This is a genomic window from Frateuria sp., from assembly GCF_035695185.1.
Taxonomy (GTDB): Bacteria; Pseudomonadota; Gammaproteobacteria; order Xanthomonadales; family Rhodanobacteraceae; genus Frateuria_A.
In genome coordinates this window covers 1-10,905 of record NZ_DASSES010000022.1, presented here as the reverse complement: position 1 = coordinate 10,905, position 10,905 = coordinate 1, and the positions used below count along the sequence as shown (strand labels likewise).

Here is a 10,905-nt window from a genome sequence, read left to right as displayed (position 1 = left end):
CGACCGGCGCTTCGGCAAGCTCGAGGCGATGCTCGCGGTGGCCGACAGGGACGCCTCGCTGCTGATCTCGGGCAACGGTGACGTGCTGGAGCCGGAGAACGGCCTGATCGCGATCGGCTCCGGTGGCCCCTACGCCCAGGCGGCGGCATTGTCGCTGCTGGAGAACACCGACATGGACGCGCGCCAGATCGTCGAGAAGGCGCTGAAGATCGCCGGCGACATCTGCATCTACACCAACCACAGCACCACGATCGAGGAGCTCGAGGCGGGAGCGGAGGGCGCGGAGCGGGGGCCGTGAAGCCTTCCGCCTGCCCTGCCGCCGACCTTCCCCGTCCCCTGTTCCCCGTTCCCCATCCGGCCACCCCATGAGCGAACTCACCCCCCGCGAAATCGTCAACGAACTGGACCGCTTCATCGTCGGCCAGCACGACGCCAAGCGCGCCGTGGCGATCGCCTTGCGCAACCGCTGGCGCCGCATGCAGCTGGACCCGGAGATGCGCAACGAGGTCACGCCCAAGAACATCCTGATGATCGGGCCCACCGGCGTGGGCAAGACCGAGATCGCGCGCCGCCTGGCCACCCTGGCCAACGCACCGTTCGTGAAGGTGGAGGCGACCAAGTTCACCGAGGTCGGCTATGTCGGCAAGGACGTGGAATCGATCATCCGCGACCTGGCCGACGTGGCCTACAAGCTCACCCGCGAGCAGGCGACCAAGCGCGTGCGCTCGCAGGCCGAGGACCGCGCCGAGGACCGCATCCTGGATGCGTTGCTGCCGCGCCGGCAGACCGCCAGCGACTGGTCGCACGATCTCACCGTCGCCCCGGCCGACAGCGATACCCGGCAGAAGCTGCGCAAGCAGCTGCGCGAGGGTGCGCTGGACGATCGCGAGATCGAACTGGACTTCGCCATGAACGTCGGGGTGGAGATCATGTCGCCGCCCGGCATGGAGGAGATGGGGCAGCAGCTGCGCCAGATGTTCCAGAACCTGGGCGGCGCCCGCACGCAATCGCGCAAGCTGCCGATCAAGGCCGCCCGTCCGCTGCTGGTCGAGGAGGAGGCCGGCAAGCTGGTCAACGACGAGGAAATCCGCGCGCTGGCGGTCGAGGCCGCCGAACAGAACGGCATCGTCTTCATCGACGAGATCGACAAGGTCGCCCAGCGCTCCGAATGGGGCGGCGCCGGCGTCTCGCGCGAGGGCGTGCAGCGCGACCTGCTGCCGCTGGTGGAAGGCTCGACCGTCTCGACCAAGTACGGCCCGATCAAGACCGACCACATGCTGTTCATCGCCTCGGGCGCGTTCTCGCTGTCCAAGCCCTCGGACCTGATTCCCGAACTGCAGGGCCGGCTGCCGATCCGGGTCGAGCTGTCGGCGCTGTCGATCGAGGACTTCAAGCGGATCCTGCGTGAGCCGCACAACGCGCTCACCAAGCAGTACGTTGCGTTGTTGGCCACCGAGGGCGTGGCGATCGAGTTCGCCGACTCCGGGATCGACCGGCTGGCCGAGGTCGCCTGCCAGGTGAACGAGCGCACGGAGAACATCGGGGCCCGTCGCCTGCACACCGTGATGGAGCGCCTGCTGGAGCGGATCTCGTTCGAGGCCGCGGACAAGTCCGGCGAAAAATACCTGATCGACGCCGAACAGGTGGACAAGAACCTGGGTTCACTGGTGAAGGACCAGGACCTCAGCCGTTACATCCTCTGAACAAGCCGCAGAGACCCGTCTGGTAAAATTCCTGTCATGGGCAAGGTCATCGAACTCAAAACCACCGGCCAGCGTGCACAGCTGCGCGAGGCACAGCAGAACCAGCAACTGGTGCGCCTGTGGCGCTCGGAGCTGGAACACGGCAGCTTCTGCGGCTACGTGGGCGGGGTGGGCCGCGAGTTTTTCCTGCTGTGGGTGGTCGGCGACGGCATCACCTACGACGGCATGTACGTGATGCGCCACCGCGACGTCTCCGAGCTGGAGGCGCCGGACAAGCACCACGTGTTCATGGAGCAGGCGCTCAAGCTCAAGCAGTTGCTGCCGCGCACGCCGCGCGGGTTTCCGCTCGACTCGATCCGCGAGGTGGTGCAGGCCGCCGGCCGAGTGGCGCCGGTGATCGGCGTGCATGTGGACAGCGAGGACGAGGCCGAGGTCTGCTACATCGGCCGGCTGGTCGGCGTGGAAGAGGACGGCTTCACCCTGCAGGAGATCAGCCCGGATGCCGAGTGGCTCCGCGAGGCGTCGTTCTTCGCCTGGGACGAGGTGTCCACGATCAGCATGGAAGACGGCTACGCGCAGTCGCTGCTCGCCGTGGCGGGCACGCCGCCACCGCTGGAGCAGGGCGACTCGGGCATCGGCCACGCTCACTGAGCCGTTTGCTGTCGCGCCCGCCGGCGCGACTGCCATCCTCACCGTTACCCTCGCGAGCGAGCCCGAACACGAGCCGGCAGGCACCTACGCCCTCGAAGCGGCGTGTTCCTCCCGTGCCGCCTCCCACACCTCGCGCGCCGCGTCCGCGTTCATCGCCGCGATCCCCAGCCCCACCACCACGTCCGGCCAGACCGAGTCGGTCCACGCGGTTGCGCCCCCGGCCAGCACGATCGCCACGTTGGCCAGCGCGTCGTTGCGCGCCGACAGGAAGGCCGCGCGGGTCAGGCTGCCGGCGTGATGCCGGTAGCGCGCCAGCAGCATCGCGCAGGCCAGGTTGACCACCAGCGCGCCCAGGCCGGTGGCCGACAGCGGCAACGGCGGCGGCGGCACCGGCAGCTGCAGCTTGTGCCACAGCGCCCACAACAGGGCCAGCGCCGGCACCAGCAGGATCGCGGCCAGCGCCATGCCGACGCGGGCCCGCGCCGCAGGCGGCCAGCCCAGCGCGAGGAAGATCAGCAGATTGACCGAAGCGTCCTCGAGGAAGTCGATGCTGTCGGCGAGCAGCGACACCGAGCCGATCGCCAGCGCCACCGTGAACTCGACGCCGAAGTAGGCGAGATTGAGCAGGGCAACCAGCCATACGACCCGGTGCAGGGCGGTCCGCTGTCCGCCGGAGGAGGGTGGCTGGGGGGAATGCGGCATGGTCACCGGACGCATACTCGCATGTCGGCGCCGGAGCGATCGTCAACGCCCGGATGCTGCGCCTCGGGGTGCGTCGGTCGCTATGCTTGAGGCCTCGTTCCGGAAAGGCAGCACATGAACCGCCGCATCGTCGTCGTCGGCAGCATCAACATGGACCTGGTCACGCAGGCGCCCCGCTTCCCCGCACCGGGCGAGACGCTGCTGGGGGATGGCTTCGTCACCGTGGCGGGCGGCAAGGGCGCCAACCAGGCGGTGGCGGCCGTACGCCTTGGCGCCGAGGTGGCGCTGGTCGGCGCGCTGGGTCGCGACAGCTTTGGCGACCAGTTGCACGCGGGCCTGCGCGAGGAAGGCGTGGACCTGACCCACGTGCACCGGCTGGCCGACCAGGCCAGCGGCACCGCCTCGATCACCGTGGCCGGCGGCGAGAACCAGATCGTGGTGGTGCCCGCGGCCAATGCCGGCGTGACGCCAGCGCACCTCGAAGCCGCGCGCGACATGGTCGCCCGTGCGGATGTCGTGCTGGTGCAGATGGAGATCCCGCTGGAGGCGATCGACGCCACCCTGCGCCTGGGCCATCGCCTGGGCGTGCCGGTGATCCTCAACCCCGCGCCGGCGCGGCCACTGCCACCCGCGTCGCTTGCCCTCGCGCGCTACATCACCCCCAACCAGCACGAACTGGCAGTGCTGCTCGGCGCCAGCCCGGACGAGGACTTCCGCGCGCTGATGCGCCGTGCACCGGGCCCGGTCGTCCTGACCCGCGGCAGCGAGGGCGCCTGGTACCGCGAGCAGGGGGAGCCCGCGCACCAGGCCAGCTTCGCGGTGGATGTGGTCGACAGTACCGGTGCCGGCGATACGTTCAACGCCGCGCTGGCAGTGTTCCTGCACGAAGGACTGCCCCAGGCGGTGCGCAAGGCCTGCGCCGCCGCCGCCCTGGCAGTGACTCGGCTGGGCGCACAGCAGGGGATGCCGCGCGCCCGGGAGCTGGACGCGTTTCTCGCCCGGTGACGGACCGTCTGGACGACGCGCCGCCGCACGCGCGGCGTCAACATGCGCCCGGCCAACCGGGCTTCAGTGACGTACTGCGGAGGCGGCCTCGCGGGCTGTCCCGCTGCGACGCCTGCCGGTTGATGCCCTGCTCGGCCAACCGGGTGAGCTTCCGGTCGGTCGCCTTTTGTTCCTGCAGCGTCTGCTCGAGCTGCGCGGCCAGCACGCAAACGATGCCGTAGGAGGCGAATCTCGTCGTGCTCGGCCTTTTGCGCGCCCGCAATCAGGACCGCATCGCGCAAGGCACCCGGTGGCGCGGTTTCGATGATCTCGCGCGCCTCGCCGATCAGGCCTTCCATGCCTTGGCACTTGGTGCCCTGAGGCGGAGATCCAGCTGCTCGGCGATGCTGTCGATGCGTTCGATCTGCCCATGCGCCTCCTCTAGGTGCCGGTCGAACGCATGGGCCAGGTCCTGGTTCTGCGCCGCGCGCGACAGCCACGGCAAGGCCTTGGCGAACTGCCTTCGGCGCTGTAGACGTCCGAGAGCTCATGGATGGAAAAAATCCTGCATGGTTTTGATCGTCATGGGCGGCGCCGGGTGTCATCCGGTGCGCTGACTTCAGCGCCCGCCCACTCCAGGAAGGCGATCGTCAGGGCGCGGTGCAGCAGGGGCGAGGGCCGGCGCGGAACTGCAGCCCCGGCCCGCGACGGTTCATCGCGCCGTGGCGGCCGCAGCCTACTTGCCGATGCAGAAGCTGCCGAAGATGGCGCCGAGCAGGTCGTCGCTGGTGTAGCTGCCGGTGATTTCGCCCAGCGCGTGCTGGGCTTGGCGCAGGTCCTCGGCGGCGAGTTCACCGGCGTGGCTGGCGTCCAGTACCGCGGCAGCGTGGTCGAGGTGGGCTTGCATGCGCTCGAGCGCCGCCACGTGGCGGCGGCGGGCGCTGAAGGCGCCTTCGCCCGCACCGACGCCGGCGCGGCTCTTGAGTTCGGCGCGCAGCAGATCCAGTCCCGCGCCGGTGCGCGCCGAGATCCAGAGGTGGGTCAGGCCGCCATGCGTTTCCGCACGGGCCGGCTGGGCGTCGAGGTCGATCTTGTTGACGATGACCAGCCGCGCAAGGCTCGCCGGCAGTTCGTCGAGCAGGTCCAGGTCATCCCGGGCATGCGCCGCGTCGGTCACCAGCAGCACCAGGTCGGCGCGGGCGAGTTCCGCACGCGCACGACGCACGCCCTCGCGCTCGATCTGGTCTTCGGTGTGGCGCAGACCGGCAGTATCGGCCAGTTCAAGTACCACGCCGTCGAGGTTGACCGTTTCGCGCAGCACGTCGCGGGTGGTGCCGGCGACCGGCGTCACGATGGCGCGCTCGCTAGACGCAAGCGCATTGAGCAGGCTGGACTTGCCGGCGTTCGGGCGGCCGGCGATGGCGACCTTGAGACCATCGGCAAGGCGCACGCCGCGGCGGGTCTCGATCATCAGTTCGGCCAGCTGGTCGCGTAGCGCGCCGAGCTGGCGTGCAATGGCGGGGTCGGCGAGGAAGTCGATTTCCTCTTCCGGGAAATCGATCGCCGCCTCGACGTGCACGCGCAACGCGATCAGTGCATCGAGCAGGGCGTGGACGCGTTGCGAGAACACGCCGTCGAGCGAGCGCAGCGCGGCACGCGCCCCGGCTTCGGAGCGGGCGGCGATGAGGTCGGCCACCGCCTCGGCCTGGACAAGATCCAGCTTGCCGTTGAGGAAGGCACGCTCGGTGAACTCGCCCGGCCGCGCCAGGCGCGCGCCTAGCGCACACACACGCTTCAGCAGCAGATCCAGCAGCACCGCACTGCCGTGACCCTGCAATTCGAGCACGTGCTCGCCGGTGTAGGAGTGTGGCGCGGGAAAGTGCAGCAACAGGCCGCGATCGATCAGCGTGCCGTCACCGTCGTGGAAGGCGGCGAGGTGCGCGTGACGGGGGTCGGGTGCACGCCCGAGCAATGCCTGCGCGATCGCCGGCACGCGCGCCCCCGATACGCGCACCACGCCGATGCCGGCCGCGCCCGGAGCACTGGCGATCGCGGCAATGGTGTCGGTGTCGGTCATGGAAAAGCCTCGGGTGACCACCGAAGACCGCAAGCCGTGCTTCAGCCGCCACCACGGAAGGGAAGAGTCGGCCGGAGCTCAGGCCTTGGCCTTGGCCTCGCCGTTCTCCACCTTGTGCGTGATGTACCACTGCTGGCCCAGGCTGACCATGCCGTTGACCACGTAGTAGAGGCACAGGCCGGCAGGGAAGAAGGCGAACAGCACCGCGAAGATCAACGGCATGAACTTCATCATCTTCGCCTGCGTCGGATCCATCCCGGTCGCCGGCATCAGGTACTGCTGGCCCAGCATCACCAGGGTGTACACCGCCGGCAGCACGAAGAACGGGTCCGGCGCGGACAGGTCGTGGATCCAGCCGACGAACGGCGCCTGGCGCAGCTCCACGCTCTCGCGCAGCACTTCGTACAGGCCGTAGAAGATCGGGATGGTGATCAGCACCGGAAGGCAGCCGGTCATCGGGTTGACCTTCTCCTTCTTGTACAGCTCCATCATCGCCATCTGCATCTTCTGCTTGTCGTCGCCGTAGCGCTCCTTCAGCGCGGCCACGCGCGGCTGCAGCTTGCGCATCTTGGCGCTGGAGCGGTACTGCGCGGCGGTGAGCTTCCAGGTCAGGCCCTTGATGATCAGCACCAGCAGGATGATCGCCACGCCCCAGTTGCCGCTGACCTTCTCCAGCCACGACAGCAGCGCATGCATCGGCTGGGCGATCACGGTGAACACGCCGTAGTTGGTCGCCAGCGCCAGGCCCGGCGCCACCGAGTCCAGCGTGCCGACCAGCTTGGGACCGATGTACAGGCGCGCGCCGGTGCTCTGGCTCTGGCCGGGCGCCACGGTCAGCGTGGGGCTGACGGCGCGGATCAGGTAGGTCGGGTGGTCACCGGCGGCATTGACCACATCCGTGCTGTAGGTTGCCTTCTGCTGCGCCGGCGGGATCCAGGCGGCGAAGAAGTAGTGCTGCAGCATGGCCGCCCAACCGCCACCGAACGACTGCTGCAGCGGGTCCTTCTGGAACTTGTCGAACTTGAGCGACTGGAAGTGATCCTCCGGGCTGTACCAGGCGGCGCCGTAGAAGCTGGCGGCCGAGGGATCGGTCATGTTCTGCAGCCAGCCATGGTGCTCCGGGCGCGGGGCCCGCTGCAGCTGCTCGTAGGCGTTGCCCTGCCAGGGCGTGCTGCCGGTGTTGTCGATGCGCTGGTCGAGCGCGACCACGTACTGGCCGCGCTTGAGCGTGTAGGTCTTGGTGACCTTGATGTCACCCTGCCGCCAGGTCAGGTCGGCCCTGACCTCCGGCACGCCGTCGGCCAGTTCGTAATGCGTCCGGGCGGACTGGAACAGCGCGCGGTGATCCGGCGCCGGGCCGCCTGCGCTGACCAGGCCGCTCTGGGCGACGAAATACTGCGCTTGTGCATCGTCCAGCAGGCGCACCGGCGGCGGGTTGGGATGCTTGCGGGTGACCGGCTCGGCCGGGTAGGCGAGCAGGTCGGCGCGGACCACGCTGCCGCCGCGGGTGTCGACGGTCAGGCGCAGGACGTCGTTGCTGATGGTGATCAGCTGGCCGGCGGCCGCGCTGGCCGATGCTGTGCTGGCGATGGCGGGCGTGGCGGCACCGACGGCGCCCGGTACGGTGTTGTCCGACGGTGCGGTCCCGCTGCTCGCAGCGACCGCGGCGGTCGGTGCCGGGGCCGGCGCGTAGTCCTTCTCCCAGGCCGTCCACAGAAGGTAGGCCACGGCCAGCAGGGCAAACAGGAGAAACGTACGCGTCTGGTTCATCGCGGGGCAATTCCGGTGGCACCGCGAGCCGCAGCCGCGGAGGGACAGGAGAAAAGGCAGGTCAACACGCGATTGTGCCGGTGCCTTCGGTGGGCTTCAACGGCGGCAGCCGGCGCCAGAGCGCGTCGAGCTCGGCCAGCAGTTCGTTGCCGGGCATGGCGGCGGTGGCCTCGCGTGCCATCACGACCAGGTCGATCGGTGGCAGCTGGTGGCGGACACGGCGGAACGATTCGCGCACCAGGCGCTTGATCCGGTTGCGCTCGACCGCACGCTTGGACACGCGCTTGGAGACGGCCAGGCCCAGGCGGGCGTGGTCCAGTCCATTGGGACGCCAGCGCGCAGAAAAACAGCGGCCGCCGAGGCGGCCGCTGGCTTGACGCAAGGCGGCGAAGTCTCCTGCACGGCGAACCCGCGCTTCGCGCGGCAGGCCGGCGGCAGGCATGACAGCTGCGCCGCTTACGGGATCAGGCGCTTGCGACCCTTGGCGCGACGGGCATTGAGCACCTTGCGGCCGTCGGCGGTCGCCATGCGGGCACGGAAGCCGTGGGTGCGGGCGCGCTTGAGCTTGCTCGGCTGGTAGGTCCGCTTCATGGCTTTAGCTCCAGAAGATAAGTCGACAAAAAGGTTGGAAATTATGCGGCTCGCGTGCAGGCGCTGTCAAACCTGCCCTGATGCGGCCTGTGGACATCACTGGGGATATGCTGGGGGTTGGCTGCTAGACTTGCCGGTCCACCCTGCGCTTCCGGGCGCCCCTTCGTTGGTCAAGATTATCCCATGAGTGATTTGTGGCGGCGCTGCCTTGAGCGTCTGGAAAGCGAGCTGAGCGCCGAGGAGCTGCATACCTGGCTGATGCCGCTGCAGGCGCGCGAGGACGCCGCCGGCGTGCAGTTGTTCGCGCCCAACCCGTACACGCTCGACACAGTGCGCGAGCGGTTCCTGCCACGGATCGAGGTGGTGCTGGGCCAGCTGGCCGGCCGTGATTGCCCGGTGCGCCTGGAAGTCGGGTCCAGCGCACCCCGCCCGGCCCGCCAGGCGCCGCCCAAGGCCGCAGCCGCCGAGGCGGTCGCCCCGGCACCGGCCTTCCCTCACAACCTGGATCCGCACTACACGTTCGAAACCTTCGTCGAGGGCAAGTCCAACCAGTTGGGCAAGGCGGCCGCCATGCAGGTGGCGATGAATCCCGGTCGTGCTTACAACCCGTTGCTGCTGTACGGCGGCACCGGCCTGGGCAAGACGCATCTGATGCATGCCGCCGGCAACCTGATGCGCGAGCGCAACGCCAGCTGCAAGGTGCTGTACTTGCGCTCGGAGCAGTTCGTCGGCGCCATGATCGAGGCCCTGCGCACCAAGAACATGGACCAGTTCAAGCAGCGCTTCCGCTCGGTCGATGCGCTGCTGATCGACGACATCCAGTTCTTCGCCGGCAAGGACACCACGCAGGAGGAGTTCTTCCACACCTTCAATGCGTTGTTCGAGTCCAAGCAGCAGATCATCCTGACCTGCGACCGCTATCCCAAGGAAGTGGACAAGCTCGAACCGCGCCTGAAGTCGCGCCTGGGCTGGGGCCTGTCGGTGGCGATCGAGCCGCCGGACTTCGAGACGCGCGCGGCGATCCTGCTGTCCAAGGCCCAGGAGAAGGGCGTGGCAGTGAGCGAAAACGTGGCGATGCTGCTGGCCAAGCGGATCCGCTCCAACGTGCGCGACCTGGAAGGGGCGCTCAACACGCTCGCGGCGCGCGCCAACTTCTACGGCAAGCCGATCACCACCGATTTCGCCGAGGAGACGCTCCGCGATCTGCTGGCGACCCATGCGCAGGCGGTGACGGTGCCGAACATCCAGAAGATCACCGCCGAGTACTTCAACGTGCGTCTGCAGGACCTTTTGTCCAAACGGCGCGTCCGGTCGCTGGCGCGGCCGCGGCAGATCGCCATGGCGCTTTCCAAGGAACTGACCGAGCACAGCCTGCCGGAGATCGGCGACGCGTTCGGCGGTCGCGACCACACGACGGTGCTGCACGCCTGCCGCACGATCAGGAAGCTGTGCGAGACCGACGCCCGGATGCGGCAGGACTGGGAACAGCTGATCCGCGTGTTGACGGGCTGATCGCTTGAAAAGCCCGGGCCGAAGCTGTGGATAATAGGTGGATGACTCGCGGCCGGACTTTATCCACAATCGGCCCACAGCCGGCAGGCGCACTTGGGCACAGGGCAGTCATCACGCAACGCCTTGAATGGCAAGGGGAAGTTGGCTAAATCGAGATATCCACTGCGCCAACAACCACTACTGAACTTCTTTTAAAAAACAGAACAGCAGTTAGGGGAAGCCCACACATGCAATTCAGCATCCAACGAGAAGCCTTGCTCAAGCCGCTGCAGCAGGTGGTGGGCGTGGTCGAACGGCGACAGACGCTGCCCGTTCTGGCGAACCTGCTGGTGAAGGTCGGCGACGACCGCGTCTCGCTGACCGGGACCGACCTGGAAGTGGAGATGGTGGCCACCACGCCCGCCGAGCAGCTGGGCGACGGCGAGATCACCATCCCGGCGCGCAAGCTGTTCGACATCGTGCGTGCGCTGCCCGATGGCGTGCGCATCGACCTCAAGCTCAACGGCGATCGCGTGGCAATGACCGCCGGTCGCAGCCGCTTCACGCTGGCCACGCTGCCGGCCAGCGAGTTCCCCACCATCGACGAGATCGAGCTGGTGGAACGGGTCAGCCTGCCCGAAGAAGTGCTGCGCGATCTGATGGAGCGCACCGCCTTTGCCATGGCCAATCAGGATGTCCGTTACTACTTGAACGGCATGCTGCTCGACCTGCAGGAGCACACCCTGCGCTGCGTGGCCACCGACGGCCATCGCCTGGCGCTCAAGGAGACCAAGCTGGAAAGCAAGGTCGCCGCACGTCGCCAGATCATCATTCCCCGCAAGGGCGTCAACGAGCTGGTGGGGCTGTTCGAGACGGGCGACGGCCAGGTGGAGCTTGAGTTCGGGCGCAACCACCTGCGCGTGCGACGTGGCGACG

Annotated in this window: 10 protein-coding genes and 2 pseudogenes; 6 read left to right on the top strand and 6 right to left on the bottom strand. The window is 68.3% G+C overall.

Annotated elements, in window-relative coordinates; genetic code table 11:
• From VFH59_RS01655 to VFH59_RS01645, 3 genes and pseudogenes are all read left to right on the top strand, one after another.
• Nucleotides 1-298 (top strand): annotated as a pseudogene (locus VFH59_RS01655) (hypothetical protein); the annotation flags it as partial.
• A 67-nt stretch (nucleotides 299-365) separates the two neighbouring features.
• Nucleotides 366-1,703, top strand: a complete 1,338-nt coding sequence (gene hslU / locus VFH59_RS01650) for an ATP-dependent protease ATPase subunit HslU (RefSeq protein ID WP_325163150.1) — start codon at nucleotides 366-368, stop codon at nucleotides 1,701-1,703.
• A 36-nt stretch (nucleotides 1,704-1,739) separates the two neighbouring features.
• On the top strand, nucleotides 1,740-2,354 hold the full coding sequence (locus VFH59_RS01645) for a hypothetical protein (RefSeq protein ID WP_325163149.1): 615 nt from the start codon (nucleotides 1,740-1,742) through the stop codon (nucleotides 2,352-2,354).
• A gap of 84 nt (nucleotides 2,355-2,438) precedes the next feature.
• Here the strand turns inward: VFH59_RS01645 and VFH59_RS01640 are convergent, their stop codons facing one another.
• On the bottom strand, nucleotides 2,439-3,056 hold the full coding sequence (locus VFH59_RS01640; RefSeq protein WP_325163148.1) for a cation transporter: 618 nt from the start codon (nucleotides 3,054-3,056) through the stop codon (nucleotides 2,439-2,441).
• Nucleotides 3,057-3,170: 114 nt separating this feature from the next.
• Here VFH59_RS01640 and rbsK point away from each other — a divergent pair, with 114 nt between their 5' ends.
• Nucleotides 3,171-4,061 carry a ribokinase gene (gene rbsK, locus VFH59_RS01635; RefSeq protein ID WP_325163147.1) on the top strand — a complete coding sequence of 297 codons (891 nt, stop codon included), beginning with the start codon at nucleotides 3,171-3,173 and terminating at the stop codon, nucleotides 4,059-4,061.
• A 272-nt stretch (nucleotides 4,062-4,333) separates the two neighbouring features.
• Here the strand turns inward: rbsK and VFH59_RS18470 are convergent.
• The 5 genes and pseudogenes from VFH59_RS18470 to rpmH all read right to left on the bottom strand — a co-directional run.
• Nucleotides 4,334-4,545: pseudogene (locus VFH59_RS18470) on the bottom strand (ferritin-like domain-containing protein); the annotation flags it as partial.
• A gap of 231 nt (nucleotides 4,546-4,776) precedes the next feature.
• Complete coding sequence (gene mnmE / locus VFH59_RS01625) at nucleotides 4,777-6,117, bottom strand: tRNA uridine-5-carboxymethylaminomethyl(34) synthesis GTPase MnmE (protein ID WP_325163146.1); 1,341 nt, start codon at nucleotides 6,115-6,117, stop codon at nucleotides 4,777-4,779.
• A 78-nt stretch (nucleotides 6,118-6,195) separates the two neighbouring features.
• The gene (gene yidC, locus VFH59_RS01620) at nucleotides 6,196-7,887 is read right to left on the bottom strand and encodes a membrane protein insertase YidC (protein ID WP_325163145.1); all 1,692 of its coding nucleotides are present in this window, start codon (nucleotides 7,885-7,887) and stop codon (nucleotides 6,196-6,198) included.
• A 61-nt stretch (nucleotides 7,888-7,948) separates the two neighbouring features.
• Complete coding sequence (gene rnpA / locus VFH59_RS01615) at nucleotides 7,949-8,329, bottom strand: ribonuclease P protein component (RefSeq protein WP_325163144.1); 381 nt, start codon at nucleotides 8,327-8,329, stop codon at nucleotides 7,949-7,951.
• Nucleotides 8,330-8,343: 14 nt separating this feature from the next.
• Nucleotides 8,344-8,478 carry a 50S ribosomal protein L34 gene (gene rpmH / locus VFH59_RS01610; protein ID WP_325163143.1) on the bottom strand — a complete coding sequence of 45 codons (135 nt, stop codon included), beginning with the start codon at nucleotides 8,476-8,478 and terminating at the stop codon, nucleotides 8,344-8,346.
• 183 nt (nucleotides 8,479-8,661) lie between these two features.
• On the opposite strand from rpmH, the gene dnaA reads away from it, so the two are divergent.
• Nucleotides 8,662-9,990, top strand: a complete 1,329-nt coding sequence (gene dnaA / locus VFH59_RS01605; RefSeq protein WP_325163142.1) for a chromosomal replication initiator protein DnaA — start codon at nucleotides 8,662-8,664, stop codon at nucleotides 9,988-9,990.
• Nucleotides 9,991-10,217: 227 nt separating this feature from the next.
• Nucleotides 10,218-10,905, top strand: a 688-nt coding sequence (gene dnaN / locus VFH59_RS01600) for a DNA polymerase III subunit beta (protein ID WP_325163141.1), incomplete at its 3' end; no start/stop codon positions are given.

What these genes read in the sequence shown, in the direction of transcription:
- dnaA (WP_325163142.1), top strand. Translation starts at nt 8,662, where the DNA reads ATGAGTGATTTGTGGCGGCGCTGCCTTGAGCGTCTGGAAAGCGAGCTG.
- rpmH (WP_325163143.1), bottom strand. Translation starts at nt 8,478, where the DNA reads ATGAAGCGGACCTACCAGCCGAGCAAGCTCAAGCGCGCCCGCACCCAC.
- VFH59_RS01640 (WP_325163148.1), bottom strand. Translation starts at nt 3,056, where the DNA reads ATGCCGCATTCCCCCCAGCCACCCTCCTCCGGCGGACAGCGGACCGCC.
- hslU (WP_325163150.1), top strand. Translation starts at nt 366, where the DNA reads ATGAGCGAACTCACCCCCCGCGAAATCGTCAACGAACTGGACCGCTTC.
- rbsK (WP_325163147.1), top strand. Translation starts at nt 3,171, where the DNA reads ATGAACCGCCGCATCGTCGTCGTCGGCAGCATCAACATGGACCTGGTC.
- VFH59_RS01645 (WP_325163149.1), top strand. Translation starts at nt 1,740, where the DNA reads ATGGGCAAGGTCATCGAACTCAAAACCACCGGCCAGCGTGCACAGCTG.
- yidC (WP_325163145.1), bottom strand. Translation starts at nt 7,887, where the DNA reads ATGAACCAGACGCGTACGTTTCTCCTGTTTGCCCTGCTGGCCGTGGCC.
- mnmE (WP_325163146.1), bottom strand. Translation starts at nt 6,117, where the DNA reads ATGACCGACACCGACACCATTGCCGCGATCGCCAGTGCTCCGGGCGCG.
- rnpA (WP_325163144.1), bottom strand. Translation starts at nt 8,329, where the DNA reads ATGCCTGCCGCCGGCCTGCCGCGCGAAGCGCGGGTTCGCCGTGCAGGA.